Annotated in this window: 23 protein-coding genes; 18 read left to right on the forward strand and 5 right to left on the reverse strand. The window is 69.0% G+C overall.

Features of this window, described 5'->3' with window-relative positions; all coding sequences use genetic code 11:
* Window positions 1-116 precede the first annotated feature (116 nt).
* Genes AC069T_RS33410 through AC069T_RS33420 form a run of 3 tightly spaced genes read left to right on the forward strand, consistent with a single transcriptional unit; the run spans window position 117 to window position 2,598 of the window.
* Window positions 117-332, forward strand: coding sequence for an acyl-CoA carboxylase epsilon subunit (locus AC069T_RS33410; protein ID WP_478786304.1), 216 nt, complete (start codon window positions 117-119; stop codon window positions 330-332).
* Window positions 333-361: 29 nt separating this feature from the next.
* Window positions 362-826, forward strand: a complete 465-nt coding sequence (locus AC069T_RS33415; RefSeq protein ID WP_478786305.1) for a cobalamin B12-binding domain-containing protein — start codon at window positions 362-364, stop codon at window positions 824-826.
* Window positions 826-2,598 (forward strand): acetyl/propionyl/methylcrotonyl-CoA carboxylase subunit alpha, encoded by a 1,773-nt coding sequence (locus tag AC069T_RS33420; protein ID WP_478786306.1) that lies wholly within the window; start codon window positions 826-828, stop codon window positions 2,596-2,598. Before AC069T_RS33415 ends, AC069T_RS33420 begins: the two co-directional genes overlap by 1 nt.
* Before the next feature lie 196 nt (window positions 2,599-2,794).
* Here AC069T_RS33420 and lipA read toward each other — a convergent pair whose 3' ends face one another.
* From lipA to AC069T_RS33445, 5 genes are all read right to left on the reverse strand, one after another.
* Window positions 2,795-3,748: a lipoyl synthase gene (lipA, locus tag AC069T_RS33425; protein WP_478786307.1), complete on the reverse strand. Its 954-nt coding sequence runs from the start codon at window positions 3,746-3,748 to the stop codon at window positions 2,795-2,797.
* 22 nt (window positions 3,749-3,770) lie between these two features.
* Entirely contained in the window at window positions 3,771-5,246 is a 1,476-nt protein-coding gene (locus tag AC069T_RS33430) for a 2-oxo acid dehydrogenase subunit E2 (RefSeq protein ID WP_478786308.1), read from the reverse strand.
* 148 nt (window positions 5,247-5,394) lie between these two features.
* On the reverse strand, window positions 5,395-6,045 hold the full coding sequence (locus AC069T_RS33435; protein ID WP_478786309.1) for a CoA transferase subunit B: 651 nt from the start codon (window positions 6,043-6,045) through the stop codon (window positions 5,395-5,397).
* Window positions 6,045-6,827 (reverse strand): CoA transferase subunit A, encoded by a 783-nt coding sequence (locus AC069T_RS33440; protein ID WP_478786310.1) that lies wholly within the window; start codon window positions 6,825-6,827, stop codon window positions 6,045-6,047. Before AC069T_RS33440 ends, AC069T_RS33435 begins: the two co-directional genes overlap by 1 nt.
* A gap of 364 nt (window positions 6,828-7,191) precedes the next feature.
* On the reverse strand, window positions 7,192-9,525 hold the full coding sequence (locus AC069T_RS33445; RefSeq protein WP_478786311.1) for a transketolase-like TK C-terminal-containing protein: 2,334 nt from the start codon (window positions 9,523-9,525) through the stop codon (window positions 7,192-7,194).
* A 268-nt stretch (window positions 9,526-9,793) separates the two neighbouring features.
* On the opposite strand from AC069T_RS33445, the gene AC069T_RS33450 reads away from it, so the two are divergent.
* The 15 genes from AC069T_RS33450 (at window position 9,794) to AC069T_RS33520 (ending at window position 23,592) form a co-directional block, all read left to right on the forward strand.
* Window positions 9,794-10,276 (forward strand): Lrp/AsnC family transcriptional regulator, encoded by a 483-nt coding sequence (locus AC069T_RS33450; RefSeq protein ID WP_478786312.1) that lies wholly within the window; start codon window positions 9,794-9,796, stop codon window positions 10,274-10,276.
* A 99-nt stretch (window positions 10,277-10,375) separates the two neighbouring features.
* The gene (locus tag AC069T_RS33455; RefSeq protein ID WP_478786313.1) at window positions 10,376-11,056 is read left to right on the forward strand and encodes a GntR family transcriptional regulator; all 681 of its coding nucleotides are present in this window, start codon (window positions 10,376-10,378) and stop codon (window positions 11,054-11,056) included.
* 352 nt (window positions 11,057-11,408) lie between these two features.
* The gene (locus AC069T_RS33460) at window positions 11,409-11,984 is read left to right on the forward strand and encodes a VOC family protein (protein ID WP_478786314.1); all 576 of its coding nucleotides are present in this window, start codon (window positions 11,409-11,411) and stop codon (window positions 11,982-11,984) included.
* 70 nt (window positions 11,985-12,054) lie between these two features.
* Complete coding sequence (locus AC069T_RS33465; protein WP_478786315.1) at window positions 12,055-12,951, forward strand: dihydrodipicolinate synthase family protein; 897 nt, start codon at window positions 12,055-12,057, stop codon at window positions 12,949-12,951.
* A 61-nt stretch (window positions 12,952-13,012) separates the two neighbouring features.
* Window positions 13,013-13,552 (forward strand): flavin reductase family protein, encoded by a 540-nt coding sequence (locus AC069T_RS33470; protein WP_478786316.1) that lies wholly within the window; start codon window positions 13,013-13,015, stop codon window positions 13,550-13,552.
* A 28-nt stretch (window positions 13,553-13,580) separates the two neighbouring features.
* Window positions 13,581-14,792 (forward strand): acyl-CoA dehydrogenase family protein, encoded by a 1,212-nt coding sequence (locus AC069T_RS33475; RefSeq protein ID WP_478786317.1) that lies wholly within the window; start codon window positions 13,581-13,583, stop codon window positions 14,790-14,792.
* Window positions 14,793-14,904: 112 nt separating this feature from the next.
* Window positions 14,905-16,479 carry an ATP-binding cassette domain-containing protein gene (locus AC069T_RS33480; RefSeq protein WP_478786318.1) on the forward strand — a complete coding sequence of 525 codons (1,575 nt, stop codon included), beginning with the start codon at window positions 14,905-14,907 and terminating at the stop codon, window positions 16,477-16,479.
* 43 nt (window positions 16,480-16,522) lie between these two features.
* The gene (locus AC069T_RS33485) at window positions 16,523-17,575 is read left to right on the forward strand and encodes an ABC transporter permease (protein WP_478786319.1); all 1,053 of its coding nucleotides are present in this window, start codon (window positions 16,523-16,525) and stop codon (window positions 17,573-17,575) included.
* A gap of 70 nt (window positions 17,576-17,645) precedes the next feature.
* Window positions 17,646-18,842: a sugar ABC transporter substrate-binding protein gene (locus tag AC069T_RS33490; RefSeq protein ID WP_478786320.1), complete on the forward strand. Its 1,197-nt coding sequence runs from the start codon at window positions 17,646-17,648 to the stop codon at window positions 18,840-18,842.
* Window positions 18,843-18,892: 50 nt separating this feature from the next.
* Entirely contained in the window at window positions 18,893-19,747 is an 855-nt protein-coding gene (locus tag AC069T_RS33495) for an oxidoreductase (RefSeq protein ID WP_478786321.1), read from the forward strand.
* 74 nt (window positions 19,748-19,821) lie between these two features.
* Window positions 19,822-20,382 (forward strand): VOC family protein, encoded by a 561-nt coding sequence (locus tag AC069T_RS33500; RefSeq protein WP_478786322.1) that lies wholly within the window; start codon window positions 19,822-19,824, stop codon window positions 20,380-20,382.
* A 108-nt stretch (window positions 20,383-20,490) separates the two neighbouring features.
* On the forward strand, window positions 20,491-21,348 hold the full coding sequence (locus AC069T_RS33505) for an SDR family oxidoreductase (protein WP_478786323.1): 858 nt from the start codon (window positions 20,491-20,493) through the stop codon (window positions 21,346-21,348).
* A gap of 90 nt (window positions 21,349-21,438) precedes the next feature.
* A complete protein-coding gene (locus tag AC069T_RS33510; RefSeq protein ID WP_478786324.1) occupies window positions 21,439-22,287 on the forward strand; it encodes a fumarylacetoacetate hydrolase family protein in 849 nt (282 codons plus the stop codon).
* 47 nt (window positions 22,288-22,334) lie between these two features.
* Complete coding sequence (locus AC069T_RS33515; RefSeq protein ID WP_478786325.1) at window positions 22,335-22,805, forward strand: hypothetical protein; 471 nt, start codon at window positions 22,335-22,337, stop codon at window positions 22,803-22,805.
* Between the two features lie 142 nt (window positions 22,806-22,947).
* Window positions 22,948-23,592, forward strand: a complete 645-nt coding sequence (locus AC069T_RS33520; RefSeq protein ID WP_478786326.1) for an NAD(P)-dependent oxidoreductase — start codon at window positions 22,948-22,950, stop codon at window positions 23,590-23,592.
* Window positions 23,593-23,608: the final 16 nt, after the last annotated feature.

Here is a 23,608-nt window from a genome sequence, read left to right on the forward strand (position 1 = left end):
GTCCGACACCCGCGCCCACGTCGTACGGGGCCTGCGCCAGCTGCGGACCAAGCGGGCGTCCCTGCCCCCGAAGAAGCACGGCAACATCCCCCTCTGAGGACCGCTAAGGAGCCGCTGTGACGATCAAGGTCGTACGGGGCAACCCCATACCCGAGGAGCTGGCCGCCGCCCTGGTGGTGGTCCACGCCCGCGCCGCGGCCGCGGCCTCTGCCGCCTCCGCCGAGATGGCATGCCCGGCTCCGGGTTCCTGGTCCGCACCAGCCCGCCTCGTACGCCTAGCCCTGCCCCAGCCCGGTCCCCAGTCCTGGGCCCGCGCCCGCTGGCCCGCCTGAGCCCGCCCATACGATCGGAGAGACCCACCATGTCCGCACCGCCCCGAGGGGCACACCACGGCACCGCCACCCTGGCGCCACGCGCCCGCGTGGTGATCGCCAAGCCCGGACTAGACGGGCACGACCGAGGTGCCAAGGTCATAGCCCGCGCCCTGCGCGACGCCGGCTACGAGGTGATCTACACGGGCCTTCACCAGACGCCCGAGCAGATTGTCGCCACAGTCATCGCGGAGGATGCCCCGCTACTGGGACTCTCCGTGCTCTCCGGTGCCCATCTGACGATCGTCAAGAGAGTGTTGCTCCTCCTGGCCCAACAGGACGCCGACGAGGTACGCGTCCTCGTCGGCGGCATCATCCCGGACGCCGATGTAGCGGCCCTTAAGGCCATGGGCGTCGACGCTGTGTTCACCCCGGGGTCCGACTTGCGAGGCATCGTCGACACCGTCGACCGGCTCGCAACCCTGGCCGGTGCCGACGCGGTGGGGGCGAAGTGATGCGTAAGGTGCTCATCGCCAACCGTGGCGAAATCGCTGTCCGCGTGGCCCGGGCATGCCGGGACGCCGGCATCGCGAGCGTGGCCGTATACGCCGACCCGGACCGGGACGCTCTGCATGTCCGCGCCGCGGATGAGGCGTTCGCCCTGGGCGGTGGCACTCCGGCCACCAGTTACCTGGACATCGACAAGGTTTTGGAGGCGGCGCGCGAGTCGGGGGCGGACGCCATCCATCCCGGCTACGGCTTTCTCTCCGAGAACGCCGAGTTCGCGCAGGCGGTTCTCGACGCGGACCTGATCTGGATCGGGCCGCCGCCGCAGGCGATCCGGGATCTCGGGGATAAGGTCGCCGCCCGGCACATCGCCCAGCGCGCCGGTGCGCCGCTGGTCGCCGGTACGCCCGCCCCGGTCTCCGGCGCCGAGGAGGTCGTCGCCTTCGCCGAGCAGCACGGTCTGCCGATCGCGATCAAGGCCGCCTTCGGTGGCGGTGGCCGTGGCCTGAAGGTCGCCCGGACCCTCGAAGAGGTGCCGGAGCTGTACGACTCTGCGGTCCGTGAGGCGGTCGCCGCGTTCGGGAGGGGCGAGTGCTTCGTCGAGCGCTACCTGGACAAGCCGCGGCACGTGGAGACCCAGTGCCTGGCCGACACCCACGGCAATGTCGTCGTGGTGTCGACCCGTGACTGCTCGCTGCAGCGCCGGCACCAGAAGCTGGTCGAGGAGGCCCCGGCGCCGTTCCTGTCCGAGGCGCAGATGGCGGAGCTGTACTCCTCCTCCAAGGCCATCCTGAAGGAGGCTGGCTACGTCGGCGCCGGCACGGTGGAGTTCCTGGTCGGCCTGGACGGCACGATCTCCTTCCTGGAGGTCAACACCCGTCTGCAGGTGGAGCACCCGGTCACCGAGGAGGTCGCCGGCATCGACCTGGTCCGCGAGATGTTCCGGATCGCCGACGGCGAGGAGCTCGGCTACGGCGACCCGGTGCTGCGCGGGCACTCCTTCGAGTTCCGTATCAACGGCGAGGACCCGGGCCGCAACTTCCTGCCCGCGCCCGGCACCGTCACCACCTTCGACTCGCCCACCGGCCCCGGCGTGCGCGTGGACGCCGGCGTCGAGTCCGGCTCGGTCATCGGCCCCGCCTGGGACTCCCTGCTGGCCAAGCTGATCGTCACCGGCCGCACCCGCAAGGAGGCCCTTGAGCGGGCCGCGCGCGCCCTGGAGGAGTTCCAGGTCGAGGGCATGGCCACGGCCATCCCGTTCCACCGCGCCGTCGTCAAGGACCCTGCCTTCGCCCCCGAGCTGACCGGCTCCAGCGACCCCTTCACGGTCCACACCCGCTGGATCGAGACCGAGTTCGTCAACGAGATCAAGCCCTTCGCCGCGCCCGCCGACGTGGACGCGGACGAGGAGACGGGCCGGGAGACGGTCGTCGTCGAGGTGGGCGGCAAGCGCCTGGAGGTCTCCCTGCCGTCCTCGCTCGGCATGTCGCTGGCCCGCACCGGCCTCGCGGCGGGCGCCAAGCCCAAGCGGCGCGCGGCGAAGAAGTCCGGTCCCGTCGCCTCCGGCGACACCCTCGCCTCGCCGATGCAGGGCACGATCGTGAAGATCGCGGTCGAGGAGGGCCAGGAGGTTAAGGAGGGCGACCTGGTCGTCGTCCTGGAAGCCATGAAGATGGAACAGCCGCTCAACGCACACAAGTCCGGCACCATCAAGGGCTTGTCGGCCGAGGTCGGTGCGTCCCTCACCTCCGGCGCCGCGATCTGCGAGATCAAGGACTGAGGCCGCCCCATGACTCGCCGCTCCCTCAACGACGAAGGGGCGGCGCTGAGGTGGATCCGGAGTGATGGCCTTGTCCTGCCGGCATGCTCTATGCGCTTCGGGTCCACTTCGTCCCCCGGCGATCGCTTCGGTCCGCCGGGTGCTACACCAAGAGGACCCCTAGCCAGGCCAGGGGTCCTCTTCGTAGGGACGGTGGTCACAGCAGCGCTTGCCGCCGCCCTGCCGCTGCGATCTGGTAGAGCTGTCCCGCGCGGTACGAGGAGCGGACCAGCGGGCCCGACATGACGCCGGAGAAGCCGATCTGCTCGGCCTCCTCCTTCAGTTCCACGAACTCGTGGGGCTTGACCCAGCGCTCCACGGGGTGGTGCCGCACGGAGGGGCGCAGGTACTGCGTGATGGTGATCAGCTCGCAGCCGGCCTCGTGCAGCTGCCGGAGCGCCTCGCTGACCTCCTCGCAGGTCTCGCCCATGCCGAGGATCAGGTTGGACTTGGTGACCAGTCCGTAGTCGCGGGCCTCGGTGATCACCTTCAGGGAGCGCTCGTAGCGGAAGCCGGGGCGGATGCGCTTGAAGATCCGCGGGACGGTCTCGACGTTGTGCGCGAAGACCTCGGGGCGGGAGTCGAAGACCTGCCGCAGCAGCTCCGGGACGGCGTTGAAGTCGGGGGTCAGCAGTTCGACCTTGGTGCGGCCGGCCTCGCGGGCGGCGGTCTGCTGGTGGATCTGGCGAACCGTCTCGGCGTACAGCCAGGCGCCACTGTCCTCCAGGTCGTCGCGGGCGACGCCGGTGATGGTGGCGTAGTTCAGGTCCATGGTGACCACGGACTCACCCACGCGGCGCGGCTCGTCGCGGTCGAGAGCCTCGGGCTTGCCGGTCTCGATCTGGCAGAAGTCGCAGCGCCGGGTGCACTGGTCGCCGCCGATGAGGAAGGTCGCTTCGCGGTCTTCCCAGCACTCGTAGATGTTCGGGCAGCTGGCTTCCTGGCAGACCGTGTGCAGGCCCTCGCTCTTCACGAGGTTCTGCATCTTGGTGTACTCGGGACCCATTTTCGCCCGGGTCTTGATCCACTCGGGCTTGCGCTCGATGGGGGTCTGGGCGTTCCGGGCCTCAAGGCGCAGCATCTTGCGTCCGTCGGGTGCGACTGCGGACACGGGCGGTTCCTTTCCTGAAGGGCTACAGGTCGAAGCAGCCCTCGAAGTCGGCCGCTTCCAGGCGGCCCTTGAGCGCAGACAGGAACCGTGCGGCGTCCGCCCCGTCGACCAGTCGGTGGTCGTACGACAGGGACAGGTACACCATGTCGCGCACGGCGATGGTGCTGCCCACGTCGGGCAACTCCCGTACCACTGGACGCTTGACGGTCGCCCCGATGGCCAGAATGGCCACCTGCGGAGGGGTGAAGACGGGCGTGTCGAACAGGGCGCCGCGGGACCCGGTATTGGTGACGGTGAAGGTGGCTCCGGACAACTCGTCCGGCTTGACCTTCTGTTGCCGCGTCCGGGCGGCGAGGTCGGCGATCCTTTTGGCGAGCTCGGAGACATTGAGACCGCCCGCGTGGTGCATGACCGGCACCATGAGTCCGCGGTCGGTGTCCACCGCGATGCCGATGTGCTCGGCCTCGTGATAGGTGATCGTGCCTGCTTCCGTGTTGATGCTGGCATTGAGGACGGGATGCTCCACGAGCGTGTCAATCACGGCCCTGACGACGAACGGCATTGGGGAAAGCTTGACGCCCTCGCGCGCGGCGAACACGTCCTTGACCCGGTCGCGCAGCCGCATGAGGGCGGTGACGTCCGCCTCCACGACCGAGGTGAGCTGAGCCGAGGTGTGCAACGCCCGAACCATGTTGTGGGCGATGGCCTTGCGTATACGGCTGAGGGGCTCGGTCCCGCCGCGCGGCACAGCGGAGTTGGCGGTACTTGGGGCCGGACGGGGCGCGAGGGCTGAGGCAGGGGCGGAAGCCGTGGTCGGTGAGGTGGCCGGAACCGGTGGCGTGGTCGCGGGAGCCGAGGGTTCCACCGGGAGCAGACGGGGCGCCGGGACGGGAACGGTCGCGCCGATGACAGCCAGCCGGGAACCGACGTCGGCGGTCTCGTCCTCGCCGACCAAGATCTTCAGGAGCACGCCCGCAACCGGGGAAGGGATCTCAGTATCCACCTTGTCCGTGGAGATCTCCAGCAGCGGCTCGTCCCGCGCCACCGCGTCCCCGACGCTCTTGAGCCAGCGGGTGACGGTTCCCTCGGTCACGCTCTCGCCGAGTGTCGGCAGGATCACGGGAGTGCCGGTCGCCTGGTCAGGTGCGCCAGCCGGGGGCGCAGCGGCGGGAACGGGGCCGGGTGCGGTAGGGGCAGGGGGGAGGGAATCGGGTGCGGGGGCGGCAGAAGGGGCGGGCGCCGACGCGGCGTCGGGCTCGCCTGGCTCGGCGATGAGGCCCAGCTGGGCGCCGACTTCCGCGGTCTCGTCCGCAGCGACCGTGATCGATACGAGGACTCCCGAGACGGGGGCTGGTATCTCGGTGTCGACCTTGTCGGTAGACACCTCCAGCAGGGGCTCGTCGGCATCGACGTGATCTCCCTCGGTCTTCAGCCAGCGGGTGATGGTGCCTTCGGTGACGCTCTCGCCGAGCGAGGGCAGGATGACTGAGGCCGGCATGGTCGTGGGACTCCTTGCTGTACGTGGCTGCGCCTGCCCGGAGAGCATTGACGGGTGGGTCCCGGGCAGGCGCGTCCGACGCGGGGCACTGGGGGGATGCAGTGCCCCGCGCGGTCGGAGGGTGTTGGTGTGCGGGGCGTGGGGCGGCTCAGCCGATGCGGCTGAGCGCGGGTGTGTAGAGCGGGGCACCGGTCTTGGCGGCGATGTCGGCGGGGGAGACACCCGGGGCCGTCTCCATCAGGATTAGGCCGTGCACGGTGACGTCGAGGACACCGAGGTCGGTGATGACGCGGTGCACGCAGGAGCGGCCGGTGAGCGGCAGGGTGCACTCGTCGACGATCTTTGGCGAACCGTCCTTGGCGGTGTGCTCCATGAGCACGATCACCCGGCGAGCGCCGTGGACGAGGTCCATGGCGCCGCCCATGCCCTTGACCATCTTGCCGGGGATCATCCAGTTGGCCAGGTCGCCCATGGAGGAGACCTGCATGGCGCCCAGCACCGCGGTGTCGAGGTGGCCGCCGCGGATCATGCCGAAGGACAGCGCGGAGTCGAAGAACGAGGCGCCGGGCAGGACGGTGACGGTCTCCTTGCCCGCGTTGATCAGATCGGGGTCGACCTCGTCCTCCGCCGGATAGGGACCGGTGGCCAGGATGCCGTTCTCGGAGTGCAGGACCACGTGCACGTCCGGCGGCAGGTGATCGGGGATCAGGGTGGGCAGTCCGATGCCGAGGTTGACGTACGAGCCGTCCTCGAGTTCCTCCGCCGCGCGGGCGGCCATCTGTGTGCGGGTCCAGGACATCAGGAGGCGACCGCCTTGCCGGTTCGGGATTCGGCGACCGTGCGCCGCTCGATGGGTTTGGCAGCCGCCTGTTCCGCGGTGAGCAGGACGACCCGCTGCACGAAGACGCCGGGCAGATGGACCTCGTCGGGGTCGAGCAGGCCGGGCTCAACCAGTTCCTCGACCTCGGCAACGGTGATACGGCCGGCCATCGCGACCAGCGGATTGAAGTTTCGGGCCGACTTGTGGAAGACGAGGTTGCCGTACCGGTCGCCGCGGGCGGCGCGCACCAGGGCGAAGTCGCAGTTGATGCCCTCCTCCAGCACGTACTGGCGGCTGTCGAAGGTGCGTATCTCCTTGACCGGGGAGGCGACGGCGACGCTGCCATCGGTGCGGTGGCGCCACGGTATGCCTCCGTCGGCGACGGGGGTGCCGACCCCGGCTGGCGTGTAGAAGGCGGGAATTCCGCTGCCGCCGGCCCGCAGGCGCTCGGCCAGGGTGCCCTGGGGCACCAGTTCGACCTCCAGTTCTCCGGCAAGGTACCGGCGAGCGAACTCCTTGTTCTCACCGACGTAGGAGCCGGTGACGCGGGCGATGCGGTCGGCGTCGAGCAGGACGCCCAGGCCATTGCCGTCGGTGCCGCAGTTGTTGGAGACGACCCGCAGTCCATTCGCTCCCTGGTCGTGCAGAGCGGCGATCAGCGTACTGGGGACGCCGCAGAGGCCGAATCCGCCAACCGCCAGGGAGGCGCCGTCCGCGATGTCGGCCACCGCCTCGGCGGCGGACGCCATTAGCTTGCCCATACGATCCTTGCGACCCTTCTCCTCGAGGCAATCTGCGCGTGGGGGCATTACGGTGTGCCGTCCTCCGGACGGTCCGCGCCGCCAGCCCGCCGCGCCCTGGCCGCATCGGCCGCCGGAGGCGACCCGGGAACCGGCGCCCGTCGTGCGCTCGCAGTGTCGTCGGACAGCTGCCCTGCGTTGCTTCCGCCGCCGGATGCGATCGGCGTCATCATGCCGATCCTGCCGCCCGGTGCCAGATGTCCGGACGGCTGGGCCGGCGGCTCCTTGCGCCTCTGCGCAGGCGCACCGGACCAGACGCGTTCTACTCCGCTCAGAGCTTTCACGAGGTATTCCTTCCTTGGGTGCCGTGGTGTGGGGTGCGGTGTCACTCGGTGACGTCGAGGGCGGCGCGGATGATGTTGTCGGTGTCGATGCCGTGGTAGCGGTAGACGTCCTCCAGCGAGCCGGACTGGCCGAAGCGCGTCACGCCGAGCGTGCTCAGCGGGACCTGGTTGATGTTCGCGAGGAAGGCGAGGGTGTGCGGGTGGCCGTCCAGGACGGTGACCAGTGGGGTGGCTCGCGAGGCCGGGAAGACCTGGTCGAGGATCCAGCTCTCAGCCGTGCCGTGGCCGGACCGGGCGTCGAGGGCCTGGAAGAGTAGGCCGGGGCTGGTGACACAGACCACGTCCGCCGCGATGCCCTGCTGCCCGAGACGCTCTGCGGCCTCCAGGGCCTCGGTCACCAGGGCGCCCATCGCGGCGATGGTGACCTGGGGCTGATCGGTGCGGCGCAGCGGGTAGGCGCCGGCGACGACCTGACGGCGGCGGCGTTCGCGGGCGGCCGGATCCTCGGGCACCTGGGCCAGGCTCTGGTCGACCGGACGGGTGGACAGCCGCAGGTAGGCGGAGCCGCCGTCCGGCCTGCCTAGCCGGGACAGCGCGGCCAGCAGCGTCCACTCCGTGTCCAGGGCGAAGGCCGGCTCCCAGGTGGTGCAGCCGGGCTGCTCGATGCCGAGCGAGGGAGTGGTGATGGACTGGTGGGCGCCGCCCTCGGGCGCCAGCGTGACCCCGGAGGGGGTGCCGACGAGGATAGACTGGCCACCGGCGTAGATGCCGAACGACCAGGGCTCCAGGGCCCGTTGCACGAAGGGGTCGTAGAGCACCCCAATAGGCAGTAGTGGCTCGCCCCAGCGGCTCCAAGTCGCGCCGAGTTCGCCGAGCAGCCCCACGAGGTTGGTCTCGGCGATGCCCAGTTCGATGTGCTGGCCGGTGGGCTTTTCCCGCCAGTGCAGCAGGGTCTCTGCGTCGTCGTGGAACCAGTTGACTCGCTCGGTGGGGGCCCAGACGCCGACCTTGTTGACCCAGCCGCCCAGGTTGGTGCTGGAACTGACGTCAGGGCTGACGGTGACGATTCGGCCGGCCGTCTCCGGAGCGGCGCGGGTCAGGTCCAGCAGCACCCGGCCGAGGGCGGCCTGGGTGGTCGCGGTACCCGTGGGGGTGCGGCCGATGTCGGTGGGCACTGGCGGCGGCGGTGTACTGCCTGCCGGTTCCCGGTTCAGCCGCGCCCCGGCCTCGGCGCACAGACGTCCGGCCGCCGAAGCCGCGGGGAACGCCTCCCACGGGCTCTCCTGGTCGGCGCCGATACGAGCGGCCAGCTCGTCGATCTGGGCGGCGGTCAGCAGCGAGGAGTGGTTCTGTGGATGTCCCTGGGTGGGCAGTCCGTAACCCTTGACGGTGTAGGCGAAGATCACGGTGGGTCGGTGGTCGTCCACGGCGGCGAGCGCCGTGTCGAGGGCCGAGAGGTCGTGACCGCCGAGGTTGCTCAGGGCGTGCACCAGCGTCGCGTCGTCCAGCTGCTCCAGGAGCGCGGCGACGGGCGCGGCGTCGGTGCCCTCGCCGGGCAGCCGGCGGCGCAGTTCGTCGGCGGGACAGCGCAGCAGCCGCTGGTACTCCGGGTTGGGCATCACGTCCAGGCGTCGGCGCAGTTCCGTGCCGCCGGGGCGGGCGAACAGCTCCTCCAGCAGCTTGCCGTACTTGAGGGTTAGCACCTGCCAGCCGGCGGAGGCGAACATGCCCTGGAGCCGGTCCGCGGCGATGTCGGGCACGACGCGGTCGAGTGACTGGCGGTTGAGGTCCACGATCCAGACCAGTTCGCCGAGTTCGGCGACCTGCGGGTCCAGGACCGCCTCCCAGATCGCGCCCTCGTCGAGTTCGGCGTCGCCGACCAGTGCGTACTGCCGGCCCGCCGCGGTACCGGCGTCCTGCGACGTGTAACGGCGGGCGATGGCCCCCCAGATGGTTGCGGTGGCGCCAATACCGACCGAACCCGTCGAGTAGTCGACCGGGTCGGGGTCCTTGGAGCGGCTGGGGTAGCTCTGGAGCCCGCCGAACGCACGCAGGGTCGGCAGGTACACGGGATCGAGCTTCCCTTGCAGGTAGTTGATCGCGTGCAGGACCGGCGACGCGTGCGGCTTGACCGACACCCGGTCCTCGGGTCGCAGATGACGGAACCACAGGGTGGTCATGATCGACACCATGGAGGCGCAGGAGGCCTGGTGGCCGCCGACCTTGAGACCGCTGGGGTTGGCCCGCACCCGGTTGGCGTGGTGGACGATGGCGCTGGACAGCCACAACACCCGGTCCTCGACCTGGCGCAGGGTGTCGAAGGAGCCCTCGGCGGCAGTGCGGTGCGCGGCGGCTTGAGCGGGAGCAGTGGTCATACGGACCTCCTCAAGACCTGCTGCTCGGGTGAGCGAGCCGCATGGTCGGGAAGTGAACGGGGGAGCGCGCCGGGCACGGCACGAACGGAAGGCTGCTTCGGCGCAGGTGCGCCGGAGTGCAGGGGGCTGGGAGCGGCACGGCGGGTCGCCCTGGCCAGCAGTCGTTGCGATGGAGCACACCACCTGACAAGAATGTGCGCAAGAGGTTGTGTGATAACAGTGCAGGATGCTCAAAATCCGATCCCCACTCCCTGAGAAGGTGCGCATCGTGACCAACACAGCGCGGATCGACTCCACCGACGCCCGGCTGCTGCTCGCCCTGGCCGCGCACCCCCGGGCCACCGCCGTCGCGCTCGCCGACCGGACCGGGATGAGCCGCAACACCGTCCAGACGCGGCTGACCGCGCTGGAACGCACCGGCGGGGTCGGCTCCTTCGAACGCCGGATCTCACCCGCCGCGCTCGGATACCCGCTCACCGCCTTCGTGACCACGAAGGTGGTCCAGCGACGGCTCGATGAGGTCGCGGCGGCGCTGACCGCTATCCCCGAGGTCCTCCAGGTGCACGGTCTGACCGGGGAAAGTGATCTGCTGGTGCATGTCGTGGCCACTGACGCGGAGGACCTGTACCGCATCGCGGGCGACATCCTCGACCATCCCGGGGTGGAGCGGACCAATACCGCCCTGGTGATGCGTCAGCTTGTCGGCTACCGCATCACGCCGCTGCTGCGGCGAGCAGCCGCGGCGCAATAGAGCGACGCTGAGGAGGGGACAGGGCTTTGATATCGCTGATAACGTAAGCAGTCGGCGCTATGTGTGGACGCTGTCCTAGGGAGGACCATCGTGGCTGGAGTGAGCACGACCGGAGTACGGCGTGTGGAACCGCAGTCGGTGGTCGAGCAGGTGACCAAGGAGATCCGCCGTTCCATTCTCGCCGCGGACCTGCGTCCCGGACAGGAATTCTCGCTCCGTGAGATCGCCGGCCGGCTCGGGGTAAGCATCATTCCCGTGCGGGAGGCCCTGCGCCATCTGGAGGGGCAAGGGCTCGTCATCACGGCCCGCGGCAAGAGCGCCGTCGTGGCCCCGCTCAGCCATGATGACCTGAACGCCATCTACCGCCTCCGCCGCAGGATCGAACCGGAACTCGCCGGGCGGGCTTGTCTGCTGCTGACCAGCCGCGATCATGATCGGCTGGCGGCCTACGTGGCCACCTTCGGCGACGAGAGCCTGGGCCTGGACGAGATCTACGAGGCTCATCACGAGTTCCACCTCGACCTGCTGCGCCCCGCCGCCACTGAGTGGGAATTGCGTATCCTCGGCATGCTCTGGCACGCCGCCGAGCGCTACGTCCGGCTTGCGTTCGGAGGCCGGGACAGTGATCCCGACGAACCCCGCAGGCGTGAGGCCGCGCATGCCGAGCTGCTCGCCGCGGTCGCCGAACGGGACCCCGGCCGTGCCGCTCAGGCGGTCATGCACCACCTGGACGTGAACGAGCAGATCGCCCAGCAGGGCATCGCGGCCGTCGCGGACTGAACCCGTTCCCTGTTCTCGCAGGCGAAGGCGGCACGCTCCGAGAGCGTGCCGCCTTCGCCGTAACTGCAGTCCCCCTCCCGACCGGTGCGCCCATGGCGTACTTGGCGTAGCGTGAGAGCACCGCTCTCGGAGGCGCAGCACCCGCCGAGGGGCCGGCGTGTCACACCGCCGACATGCGACTGACCAGCGTCGTCAATGAGCCGGAAACCCCGTCTTGTAAAAGAACTCGCTTCAGAGGGTTTCTGTTATCACATATCACCGCTACGGTGGTGCGCATCAGAGGCTCTCCAAGCACAGAGCTCCGTCGCCGCCGTCTCGGCGTGTCCGACGTCAGAGTCCCAGGGAGAATCGCATGTCCGCGAGCCCGAAGTTCGCCCACGTCGTTTTCCAGACCGCACAGCCGCAGCAGATGCGTGACTGGTACTGCACCGTCCTCGACGGCCATGTCGTGTACACCGACGACGCCCTTTCGTTCATCACGTTCGACGAGGAGCACCACCGGGTGGCCCTGATCCACCCGCCCGTACCGCTCAAGCGCAAGACCCCCGACACAGCCGCGATGCACCATGTCGCGTATACCTTCGACTCCATCGACGACCTGCTCGACCGGTACGTCCTGCTGCGCGACAAGGGTGTGCGGCCCGCGGTCTGCATCGCACACGGGGTCACCACCTCGCTGTACTACCGCGACCCCGACGGGAACTTCGTGGAGATGCAGATCGACCGCTTCGCGGAACCGGACGAGGCCACCGCCTACATGAAGGGTGTCGAGTACGCGGCCGACTCCGTCGGCCCCGCCTTCGACCCCGAGGCGCTGCTGGAGGCCCGGCGCAACGGCGCCGCCACCGAAGAGCTCTCGGACCGCGCCTGGGCGCTGAAGTCCGACCTGCCCGACCCGATGACCGTGCTCATGGGCGACGGAAACTGAAGGCAACGAGCGCATGATGCGAGACCTACGGGCCGAACGGCATACGGCCCTTCCGGCCGGTTCCTACGTCATGGGACTGACCCCGTTCGACCGCGACGGCGACCTCGACGAGGGCGCCCTGCGCGAGCACGTCCAGTGGATGCTCCGCGAGAACGTCGGCTTCTGGCCTGCCAGCCCCGCCACGGGGGAGGGGGCGCAGATGACAGACGCCGAGGTCCTGCGGGCAGTGGAGATCGCGGCCGAGGAGGCCGCGGGCCGCAGCCCGGTGGTCGCCGGCAGCCGCGAGTTCCCCACCGCCGCGCAAAACATTTGCTTCGCCACCGAGGCGGTGCAGCGGGGAGCCGATGCGGTGCAGCTCTACCCGCCGACCCTGGGCCACTCCTTCGTCCCGAACATCGCCATGTTCCAGGCGTTCTACGACGAGGTGCTCACAGCGGTCCACGCGCCCGTTGTGCTGTCCAGCAACTTCATGACCGGATTCGAGGTTCCGACGCCCGTCCTCGCCCGTTTGGCAAGCGAGTACCCCCAGGTCATCGGGGTTTTCAAGCATCACCCCGACCAGCACAACGTGGCCGACTGCGTCGCACGACTCGCACCGCACACGACCGTGCTCACCATGACGCAGCGGTTGATGTTCTCCTACGCGGTCGGGGCCACGGCCGAGCTGGACAACCTGCAGAACCTGGCCCCCCGGCTGTGCCGTGCCCTGCACGACGAGCTCCACCGCGGGGACCTTTCCGCAGCTGGGGAGACCTACCGCACCGTGACGCGAGTGTGGAGCGGGATCTCCCGGTTCTCCGCCGAGTTCTCGGTGCCGCGGGTCGTCCTTTACAAGGCGGTGCTGCGCCTGCTTGGGCTTCCCGGTGGCTACGCACGCAAGCCGTACCTCGAACCGGGCGATGAAGCCTTGAGGGCACTCACCCACATGATCGACGCCGTCGGTTTGAGTGAGATTGAGGGCCTGTAGTGACACCGGGCCGCACCCCGGCCGGACGCGGACACGGCACGCCCCGAGAAAGGAACACACGATGAGCACCGAAAGGCGGAGTGTAGCGCCGCAGATCTTCCGCGACATGATGGCCGGGGTCTGTGCCCCCGTCACCGTGGTCACCACGATGAACGACGGCAGCCCGTCAGGCGCGACGGTGAGCAGCTTCGCCTCGCTGTCGCTCGATCCGCCTCTGGTGACCGTGGCCTTCGACCGCGGCTCGCGGGTGCTGGCCCAGATCCTGAGGGAGCGGCGGTTCGGTGTGAACCTGCTCGGCTCCGCTCAGGCCGATCTGGCGATCCTCTTCGCCAGCCGGAACGTGGACCGCTTCGCACAGGTCGACTGGCACCTCGACGACGGCCTGCCCCGTCTCGACGGTGCCGCCGGCTGGCTCGAATGCGACCTGCACGAGGCAGTGGAGGGCGGCGACCACCTGCTTTTGCTCGGACACGTCGTCGGTGCGAGCCGGGCGGAGCTGCCGCCCCTCGTGTACGCATACCGCACCTTCGGCACCCATTCCCACTACGGCGAACGCCGTCGGCCCGCGATCAGCGACTCCATTGCCGCGCTGGCCCGCTGACGATCCCCGATACGAGAAGGAACGCACCATGGCATCCGCAACGACAGAAGTGCCCGTCAAGGGCGGCGAGCCGAGCACCGAGGAGCTGGTGGCCCGGATCAGGGAGCTCCATCCCCTGCTGGAGAGGAACGCGGCCAAGGGGGAACAGGATCGCCGTGTGGTGGAGGAGACCGTCCAGGCGCTCACGCAAGCCGGTGTCTTCAAGGTCGCCCAGCCCAAGCGGTACGGCGGCTACGAGATGTCGGTACGCAACCAGATAGAGGTCTCCGCGGCCGTCGCCGAGGCGGACGGAGGGACCGCCTGGGTCGTCACACTGTGCAACCAGTGCGCCTGGATGACGGGCCTGTTTCCGGAGCAGGCGCAGGACGACGTGTGGAAAGCGAACCCGGACGCGAAGGTCTCCGGTGTAGTGACCCCGAGCTCGGAGTCGGTGAAGGTGGACGGCGGATACGTCGTCAGCGGGCGCTGGTATTACAATTCCGGTTCCTGGCACTCCGACTGGGCCGTGCTGGGCATGCCTGTCGTCGACGAGGCCGGCGAGACGATCGACCACGGCATCGCCCTCATCCCCAGGTCGGACCTCGACTTCGAGGAAACCTGGTTCGTGGCCGGGATGAAGTCGTCGGGCTCGAACTGCCTCATCGCCAGGGATGTGTTCGTCCCGGACCACCGCATCATCTCCGCGCCGAAGGCATGGCAGGGCGAGGTGGCCACGGAGCGCACGGAGGAGGTGCTGTACCGCAGCGCCTTCACACCGGTCCTGGCGCTCGGCATCGCCGCACCGCAGCTCGGCATGGGGAAGAAGGTGCTGGAGCTGGTGAGCGCGAAGGCGGCGGCGAAGCCGCTCACCTTCACCTTCTACGCGACCCAGGCGGAGTCGCCGGTCTTCCGGCACCAGATAGCGGAGGCCGCGATGCTAATCGACACGGCCTACCTGCACGCCTACCGCGCCGTGGACGAGATCGACCGGGCCGCCCGGGAAGGCACTTACCCGGACGAGCTGATGCGCGCCCGGGCCCGGGCCGACGCCGGCTGGGTGGTCGCGAACATCACCAAGGCCATCGATCTGCTGCTGTTCGCACATGGCGCGGCCGGCTTCGCGGAGAACAGCGTGATCCAGCGGCACTGGCGCGACTCCGAGGTGGCCGCCCGCCACGCCTACATCGTCCCCGGGGTGAGCCTGGAGATGTACGGGACAGCCCTGCTGGCCAAGGACGGAAACATCACCCCCATGCTCTGAGGCTCGCCGCCTCACCACTCTTTCGCCACGGAGTCTTCTCGACTTCACTGATATCACATATATCGACTAGCGATTCTGATGATGGCGTCCGCCACGTCAGGCAGGAGAACTGATGCGGAGCACATACGCACCGGGGCGGGGGACGACCGGCCCGGAAACGCCTGCGACCGGATCGCGCGGCGGGGAATCCGTCGAGATGACGGGCCTCACCAAGCGCTTTGGGCGGGCCAAGGTGCTGGACGGCGTCGATCTGACGGTCGAGCCGGGCGAGATCCACGCGCTCGTGGGTCAGAACGGGTCGGGGAAATCGACCCTGATCAAAATTCTCTCGGGCGTCTACACCGCCGACGCGGGCCAGATCCGGGTGGGGGGCCGGGCCCTCTCCAGTCCCGTGCAGCCGGGCGACCTGCGCGAGCACGACCTCGCCTTCGTCCACCAGGACCTTGGGCTGGTCGACGACCTGTCCGTGGTGGAGAACGTGCGCGTCGGCCAGTACCGGCCCGGCCGGGCCTCGCGCCGGATCAACTGGGCGCAGGAGCGCCGCCTGGCGGAGGAGACCTTCGCCCGGCTGAACGTCTCCCTGCCGATGGACGCCCGCCTGGGTTCGCTGCCGGCAGGGCAGCGAGCCGTGGTCGCGATCGCACGGGCCGTCCAGGGGCGGCATCCCGGCACCGGCTGCATCGTGTTCGACGAGTCGACCCAGTCCCTGCCGCGCGAGACGCTGCCCGAGTTCTACGACATCCTGAGGGCCATCGCCCGCTCCGGCACCGGGATCCTCATCGTCAGCCACCGCCTCGACGAGGTGATGAGCCTGGCGGGCCGGGTGACCGTGCTGCGCGACGGGAAGGCGGCGGCCGAGGGCATCCCGGTGGCGGACCTCACCGAAGCCAAACTGAGCCGGCTGATTCTCGGCCGTGAGCTCGCAAGCGGCCGCATCGGCGCTGTCGTCGACCCGGACGCCGTCAAGCCGGAAATCGCCCTGGAAGTCTCCGGACTCTCAGGCGCGACGCTCGGCGAGATCGACCTGCAGATCCATGGCGGCGAGGTCATCGGCATCACCGGCACCGGCGACTGTGGCTTGGAGGAGGTCGAGCACATTCTCGGCGGCACCAGCCGGGCCTGCAGCGGCCGGATCAAGGTCGGCGGCAGCGAATTCACCCTCCCGGTGCGCAACCGGGACGCCCTGCACGAGGCGGGCCTGGCCGTCATCCCCCAGCACCGTATGCAGGACGGTCTCGCGGCCGACGTGAGCGCGCTTGCGAACGTGACGCTTCCTCGCGTGACGCGACGCGGCCGACTCTTCCTCGGCCGGAACTGGCAGCAGGACGAGTTCAGGACGGCGGTCAACACCTTCGGTATCACACCGGCACTGTCGAACGCCCCGGTCGCCTCCTTCAGCGGCGGCAACCAGCAAAAACTCCTGCTCTCCAAATGGCTGTTGAGCTCGCCTCAGGTCCTGGTGGCGTGCGAGCCGACCCAGGCCGTCGACGTCGGCGCCCGCCTGGACATCCTGCGGGCCCTGCGAGCCGCCGCCAACGAGGGGAAGGCCGTGGTGATCGTCTCGATCGAAGTGCAGGACCTCGCCGCCGTGTGCGACCGGGTGATCGTCCTCCGCTCCGGCCGTACCCACCTCGAGATTTCCGGTGACGTGAACGCGGAAGCGATCACTAAGGCCACTTATGCCTGATGGACGACGCCGGCCGGCGGCGCACGACGAAGGAGACATCGCCTTGACATCCAACGACAGCGCGACCACGACCATGGACCCGCGGCCGTCGGCCGCCAAACCCGAATCAGGGAAGACGCCCGCGCCCGCCGGTCCGGACCATGGACGGAAGGTCGCAGCGGACGTGGCGCGGCGGGGCAGCTTGATCGTGGTCTGGATCGCCCTCTTCGTCCTCTTCGGCAGCCTCAGCCCAGACCAGTTCCTCACGGTCGGCACCTTCCAGACGATCTTCGGCTCGCAACAGGCTCTGGTGTTCATCGCCCTCGGCGCTCTGTGCGCGTTCGCGGTGGGGGAGTTCGACTTCTCGGTGGCGGCGGTCGCCGGACTGTCGGCGACCCTGGTCGCTGTCCTCGTCAGTGAGCAGGGCCTCAATGTCTGGCTGGCGGCAGTGGTAGCGGTGGCGGTGGCGGTGGGCGTCGGAGCCTTCAACGCCCTTCTCATCATCAAGATCGGCATCAACCCCATCGTGACAACACTGGGCGTGGCTACCCTCCTGACGGGTGTGTCGTCCCGGATCTCCAAAGGAGGAAGCGTCTTCCTCGACAACCAGGAGCTGTACAAGGTGGCCGCGACCGGCGTGCTCGGGTTGCCGATCAGCTTCTACTACGGGCTGGCGGTGGCCGCGGTCTTCACCTACGTGATGACGTCCACCCCCCTCGGCCGGCACATGCTCTTCGTCGGCTCGAACCGTTCTGTCGCCCGGCTCGCCATGGTGCGGGTCAACAGGATCCGCGTCGGCGCGTACATCGCCTCGTCGTTGCTGTGCGGCATCGGCGGCGTCCTGCTCGTCGGAACCGTCGGCGGATTCGACCCGGCGAGCGCGTCGAGCTACCTGCTGCCCGCACTGTCGGCGACGTTCCTCGGTACGGCCGTCATCCAGCCCGGCAGGTTCAACCCGGCCGGCAGCATGATCGCCATTTACTTCCTGGCGACCGGCATCGTCGGACTCCAGCTCCTCGGCTTCGCGGGCTGGATCAGCGACGTCTTCTACGGATCTGCACTCATCATCGCCATCGTCCTGTCCACGCTGTTCCGCCGGGACCGGCGCCACTCCTGACCATCCCGTCTGGCTGCCACCGTGCGGGTGGTGGCGGTCGATCCGTACCGCGACTGCGAGGAAAACCGACATGAACCACGCGTCAAGAGCCGCCAAGCCGAACACGAGCCGGACGAAGTGGGCCCTGCTCGCCGCCACTGCACTCGCGACCGCGAGCCTGAGCGCCTGTGGTGGATCCGACTCTGAGGACGGAGCCGGCAGCGGCGAGTCGAGCCCCGGGGGCGTAACGCACGCCAAGGCCGCCGTCGAGAAGCACCTCTCCGCCCTGGACGACTTCACGGCACCGGGCGGGAAGATCTCCGGCCTGGAGGAGTTCAGGGGCCGCACCATCGCCTATGTCCCCATCACCCTGAAGGCGACGTACTTCCAGGCGGAGCTGGAGCAGGTCACCGAGGCCGCCAAGCTGCTGGGCATGAAGGTGCAGGTGTGCGACGCGCAGGCGCAACCCACGGTGGCGACGCAGTGCATCAACCAGGCCGTCTCGGCCCGTTCGGCCGGCATCATCACCGACTCGATCCCCTTCGCCCTGGCCAGGAACGCTTACGCCGCGGCCGTCCGGGCGAACATCCCCGTCGTCGCCTCCGACGTCTCCGATCCGGTGCCCGCGGACTGGAAGGACCACGTGGTCACCACCAATAATGGCCAGGACGTGGGAGGCAGGCTGATGGCGGACGCGATCATCGCCGACTCCGGCGGCGACGCGAACGTGCTGTTTGTAAACACGACCTCCACCAGTACGACCAAGCGGTCGTCGGACGCCGTCCTTGACGAGTTCAAGACCCAGTGTCCCGGCTGCAAGGTCACCACAGCCCCCTGGGAGGCCTCGGCCGTCCAGAAGATCCCGACTACAGTGAGCGTCGCACTCAACGCCGACCCGAACATCGACTACGTGTACGTCAGCTACGACCAGCCCGCAAGTCCGCTCGCCATCCAGGGCATGCAGCTGTCCGGCCGGGCCGACCGGCTGAAGCTCGTGGGATACGGATCGGACGTCACGGCGATGCAGCGGCTCGCGAACGGCAAGCAGCTCGCTGACGTCGCGGTCGACCCCGCGCTCGTGGCCTGGAACAACACGGACCGCCTACTGCGGATGATGACGGACACGGACGTCCCCGACGAGTCGGACTACACCATCCCGCGGCGCATCTTCAACGAGTCCAACATCGATTCCGTGAACGGCAGCAGCGTCAAGGAGTTCAAGAGCGGCGGCTGGTTCACCGACGGATCGTTCCGCCGGACCTACGCCGAGCTGTGGGGCGCGAACTGAGCAGCGCGGGCACGTCAGCAGCCATCCCCGACGCACCTGGAGAAACAGACATGCCGCACTCCCTCCCCGGGGGCACCTATACCCTCGGCGGCGACCTCACCGTGACCCGGATGGGCTACGGAGCCATGCAGCTCACCGGACCCATGGCGTTCGGGCCGCCCGCCGACCGGGCCGCCGCGGTCGCGGTCGTCCGTGAAGCGGTCGAGCTGGGCATCACCCACATCGACACCAGCGACTACTACGGCCCCTGCGTCACCAACGAGATTCTGCGCGAGGCCCTGCACCCCTACCCGCAGGATCTGCACATCGTCACCAAGGTCGGCTTCGCGCGGGACGAGAAGGGCGGATGGCCGCAGGCGGCCGAGCCCGACCAGCTGCGCCAGGCGGTCAAGGACAACCTTGCCCGCCTCGGCCTGGAAACCCTCGACGTGGTGAACCTCCGCATGGGCGGGCCGACCGAATCGGTGAGCACGCCCTTTACCGTCCTCGCGGAGCTGCGGGAGCAGGGACTCATCCGGCACCTGGGGCTCAGCACGGTCACTGCGGACCAAGTGGCCAAGGCCCAGTCGATCGCGCCCGTGGTGTGTGTGCAGAACCTGTACAACATCGTGAACCGGAACGACGACGACCTGATCGACAGCCTCGCCGAACAGGGGATCGCCTACGTTCCCTACTTCCCGCTCGGCGGATTCAGCCCGGTGCAGTCCGGCGTCCTCGATGACGTCGCCGCCCGCCTCGGATCCACCCCGAGGGCGGTGGCACTGGCGTGGCTCCTGCGCCGGTCGCCCAACATCCTGCTAATTCCGGGCACTTCCTCCGTCGCGCACCTGCGGCAGAACGTCGTCGGCGCCGCCGTGCAGCTCCCGGACGACGCAGTCGCCGAACTCGACGCCATCGCGGGTTGACTGGAGGCGGGCGCTCACCCCACCCGGGCGCCCGCCACCCGGCGCCTCGCCCCACCAACTCAGGAGAGACGAGCATGACCTCGACACCCAAGTTCGCCCACGTCGTGTTCCAGACGTCCCAACCCGACGCCATGCGGGAGTGGTACTGCGCGCTGCTGGGCGCCCACGTCGTCTACGAGGGCCACGGCCTGACCTTCATCACCTTCGACGAGGAGCACCACCGGATCGCCCTCGCCCACATCCCCGACCTCGAACGCAAGTCGGCCAAAACGGCCCTGGTGAACCATGTCGCCTACACCTTCGACTCACTCGACCAGTTGCTGGAGCGGTACCTGGAGCTGCTGGCCAAGGGGATCGAGCCCTGGAAGCCGGTCCAGCATGGTGTCACGACGTCCCTGTACTACGAGGACCCCGACGGCAATCACGTGGAGCTCCAGGTCGACAACTTCGCCACGGCCGACGAGGCCACCACGTACATGCGGGGCGCGGAGTACGACGCCGACCCGATCGGTGTGCGCTACCGGCCCGAGCTGATGGTCGAGGCGCGGCGGGCCGGGACACCGGCCGGCGAACTGCAGACGCGGGCATGGGCGCTCAGGACCAGCCCCGAGCTGCCGCACCCGATGGCCGACTGAGAGGCCCCGGCGCCCTGGAGGCAGGAGACGGCTGCGCCTCACATCCGTCTGTGTCACATGTATGTCCAACAGCCCTGGGCTGGCCTCGATCCATCACCTGGAGAGCTCGTGATACTCGTAACCGCTGCAAGCGGCCGCACCGGCCGCAGCCTCATTCGCGCATTGACCCGTGAGGGCAAGGAAGTGCGGGCCGCGGACATCGCTCCGTCGGTTCATGAGACCCGTGACCTCGGCGCGGCCGAGACTGTCGTAACTGACCTCCTGGAGCCCGCCGAGCTGCGCAAGGCGATGGAGGGGGTGGAGTCAGTCGTCCACATCGGCCCGCTGTTCCACCACCGCGAGGCCGACATCGGCCGCGCCGTCGTCGCGGAAGCGCGGCGTCACGACGTACAGCACTTCGTGCAGTTCTCCGTGGTCCACCCTCAGATCGAGCAGCTGCTGAACCACCAGGCCAAGCTCGCGGTGGAACGAGCCGTGATCGAGTCACCGATTCCGTTCACGATTCTGCAGCCGATGCACTATCTGCAAAACATCGACGTACCCGGCACCGTCGCGTCCGGCATCTACGGCAAGCCGCACTCGGCCGACTCACGCCTCGCGCACGTCGACCTGGAAGACGTCGCCGCAGTGGCGGCGCGGGTGGTCGGCGACCCGCACCACCACTACGCCACTTATGAGCTGTCGGGCAGCGACTACGTCACGGGACACGAGATCGCCGAGGTCATTGCCGAGTTGTTGGGTCGGCCGGTCGTCGCAGAGGTACAGGCACTCAGTGACCTGGTGAGTCCCGGGCGCCAGCGGCTGGCGGAGGCCGAATTTCCCTACGACATCATGTATCGCCTCTTCGGGCACTACAGCCGTTACGGCATCACGGGCAATCCCAACGTGCTGACTTGGCTGCTCGATCGCCGGCCGACCACCCTGCGCGAGTATGTCCAGCGCGAGCTCGCTGCCACGAAGGTCTGACCAGGTCGGCTGAGCCGCTTAGCAGGGCTGACGAAGACAGGAACAGCCTACGGCTGTTATCACATATATTGGCGAGTGGAGAAGTCAGGAATGCAGATCGTCAACGCCGCAGGCAGACTGGGCCTGCTGACCGCCCGGGGAGTGGTCGATGTCGCCCAGGCGAGCGGGGGCCTGTTCTCCCCGGACGTCCAGGCCGTCTACGAGCGGTGGGCGGAGTTCAAGGCCTGGGCCGCGACCGGCGCAGACGGGGCCCCGGCCAGGCCGCAGGGTGACGTACGGCTGGACTCCCCGGTGCCGCGTCCGCCCCAGGTCTTCGCCATCGGGCTCAACTACCTCGACCACGCCGAGGAGGCCGGCCTGGAGGTGTCCACCGACTCCATGGTCGTGTTCACCAAGTTCCCGTCCTCGATTACCGGCCCCGACGCCGAGGTCGAACTGCCTCCGGGCTCGGTCGACTTCGAGGCGGAGCTGGTGGTCGTGATGGGCGAGTACGCCCACCGGATCGACGCCTCCGAGGCCTGGGGCCGGGTGGCCGGACTGACGGTCGGCCAGGACCTGTCCGAGCGGGAGATGCAGCTGCGGCCGCCGACTCCCCAGTTCAACATGGGCAAGTCCTTCCCCGGCTTCGCCCCCATGGGTCCCGCGGTCGTCTCCGTCGAGGAGTTCGACAACCCCGACGACCTCGCCATCGGCTGCGCCCTCAACGGCGTGACGATGCAGCAGTCGCGCACCAAGCTCATGATCTTCCCGGTTGCCGAGATCATCGCCCGGCTCTCGCAGACCGTGACCCTGTCTCCCGGAGACGTCATCTTCACCGGCACTCCGTCGGGCATCGGCTTCGCGCGCGAGCCCAAAGTCCTGATCGGCCCGGGCGACGAACTTGTCACCACCATCGAGGGCATCGGGACGATCCGCACCGGCTTCCGCGCCGCGCCGTGACGTCCCGCCCCGCAATCACCACTGACACTCCCGGAGGGGAACAGCACATGGAACAGAACTGCCTGATCTGCGGTCTGGAAGATTCCGAGGAGGCCAACGTCGTCTTCCGCGACGAGCTCTGGGCCGGGGAGGTCGTCCCGTCCTACGACGTACCCGGATGGTACTTCCTGCGCGCTCGGCGTCACGCGGAGCGCATCACCGGCCTGAACGACCAGGAACTCGAGACGTTCGGCCGCAGGGCGCGGGACATGGTCGCCGCCGTCACCCACGCCACCGGCGCCGAGGCTACCTACATCCTCATGTTCGGGGAGGCGTTCCCGCACTTCCACGCCCTGATCGCGGCCCGCACCGCCGACGTGCCCGTCGGCCGCCGCGGCGGGGACATCCTCAAGCTCAGGGATGAGGGGGCCGACCCGGAGCGTGCCAGGGCGCTGGTCCCGGCCGTCCGGGAAGCCTATGCCAAGCTCACCGCGGAGCCGCTGGTGGCGCCCCGGGCCGCCCCGGCCGAGGGCAGCTGACCGTTGGCGCAGGGTGGTCGGAGAGCGATTTCCGGGTCGCCCGCCGCCTGTAGATGTCCCGGAAGCCCGCCGTGAACCCGATGTCGCGGCCGGCCAGTTCGCGTGGGGGAGAGTCCTCGACGCACATCGATGGGGAGTTCTCATGTCCCGTATCACTGTTCTCGGCGGCACCGGATATGCCGGTGGTGCCATTGTCCGCGAGGCCGCCGCGCGCGGGCACGACGTCGTCGCCTTCAGCCGCAGCGCCTCGGGTCACACGATTGCCGGCGTCACGCGCGTCACCGGCTCCGCACAGGACCGAGCCGACCTGGAACGCGCCACGGCCAACGCCGAGGTGATCGTCGTCGCGCTGGCGCCCAGCGGAGACCTGGCGGACGGCTTCGTCAAGCTCAACGAGGAGATCGCCGACCTCGCCCGTGTCATGGGCGCCCGCCTGGGCGTGGTCGGTGGCGCCGGGTCCCTGCTGGTCGCATCCGAGGGACCGAAGGTGTACGAGACGCCCGAGTTCCCCGAGCAGTTCCGCGGCTACGCGCGCATCAGCGACCAGGTCCTTCAGGCGCTGCGTGACAGCGACCCGGGCCTTGACTGGTTCGTACTGAGCCCGCCCCGGGGCTTTGGACACTACGCACCCGGTGAGCCAGTCGGGACATTCCGGCTGGGCCAGGAGGTCATGCTGGCCGACGAGGCGGGGCGCTCGTACATCTCCGGGGCGGACTTCGCCACGGCCTTCGTCGACGAGATCGAGAGCCCGGCGCACCGTCGCGCCCGTTTCACAGTCGCCTACTGACAGAGCCGGCCGAGCC

It is taken from the genome of Streptomyces sp. NPDC043867, assembly GCF_056435845.1.

Excerpts from the sequence above, each read along its gene's own strand:
- AC069T_RS33415 (WP_478786305.1), top strand. The coding sequence starts at position 362 with ATGTCCGCACCGCCCCGAGGGGCACACCACGGCACCGCCACCCTGGCG.
- AC069T_RS33420 (WP_478786306.1), top strand. The coding sequence starts at position 826 with ATGCGTAAGGTGCTCATCGCCAACCGTGGCGAAATCGCTGTCCGCGTG.
- AC069T_RS33430 (WP_478786308.1), bottom strand. The coding sequence starts at position 5,246 with ATGCCGGCCTCAGTCATCCTGCCCTCGCTCGGCGAGAGCGTCACCGAA.
- AC069T_RS33435 (WP_478786309.1), bottom strand. The coding sequence starts at position 6,045 with ATGTCCTGGACCCGCACACAGATGGCCGCCCGCGCGGCGGAGGAACTC.
- AC069T_RS33440 (WP_478786310.1), bottom strand. The coding sequence starts at position 6,827 with ATGGGCAAGCTAATGGCGTCCGCCGCCGAGGCGGTGGCCGACATCGCG.
- AC069T_RS33445 (WP_478786311.1), bottom strand. The coding sequence starts at position 9,525 with ATGACCACTGCTCCCGCTCAAGCCGCCGCGCACCGCACTGCCGCCGAG.
- AC069T_RS33460 (WP_478786314.1), top strand. The coding sequence starts at position 11,409 with ATGTCCGCGAGCCCGAAGTTCGCCCACGTCGTTTTCCAGACCGCACAG.
- AC069T_RS33465 (WP_478786315.1), top strand. The coding sequence starts at position 12,055 with ATGGGACTGACCCCGTTCGACCGCGACGGCGACCTCGACGAGGGCGCC.
- AC069T_RS33470 (WP_478786316.1), top strand. The coding sequence starts at position 13,013 with ATGAGCACCGAAAGGCGGAGTGTAGCGCCGCAGATCTTCCGCGACATG.
- AC069T_RS33475 (WP_478786317.1), top strand. The coding sequence starts at position 13,581 with ATGGCATCCGCAACGACAGAAGTGCCCGTCAAGGGCGGCGAGCCGAGC.
- AC069T_RS33480 (WP_478786318.1), top strand. The coding sequence starts at position 14,905 with ATGCGGAGCACATACGCACCGGGGCGGGGGACGACCGGCCCGGAAACG.
- AC069T_RS33490 (WP_478786320.1), top strand. The coding sequence starts at position 17,646 with ATGAACCACGCGTCAAGAGCCGCCAAGCCGAACACGAGCCGGACGAAG.
- AC069T_RS33495 (WP_478786321.1), top strand. The coding sequence starts at position 18,893 with ATGCCGCACTCCCTCCCCGGGGGCACCTATACCCTCGGCGGCGACCTC.
- AC069T_RS33500 (WP_478786322.1), top strand. The coding sequence starts at position 19,822 with ATGACCTCGACACCCAAGTTCGCCCACGTCGTGTTCCAGACGTCCCAA.
- AC069T_RS33510 (WP_478786324.1), top strand. The coding sequence starts at position 21,439 with ATGCAGATCGTCAACGCCGCAGGCAGACTGGGCCTGCTGACCGCCCGG.
- AC069T_RS33515 (WP_478786325.1), top strand. The coding sequence starts at position 22,335 with ATGGAACAGAACTGCCTGATCTGCGGTCTGGAAGATTCCGAGGAGGCC.
- AC069T_RS33520 (WP_478786326.1), top strand. The coding sequence starts at position 22,948 with ATGTCCCGTATCACTGTTCTCGGCGGCACCGGATATGCCGGTGGTGCC.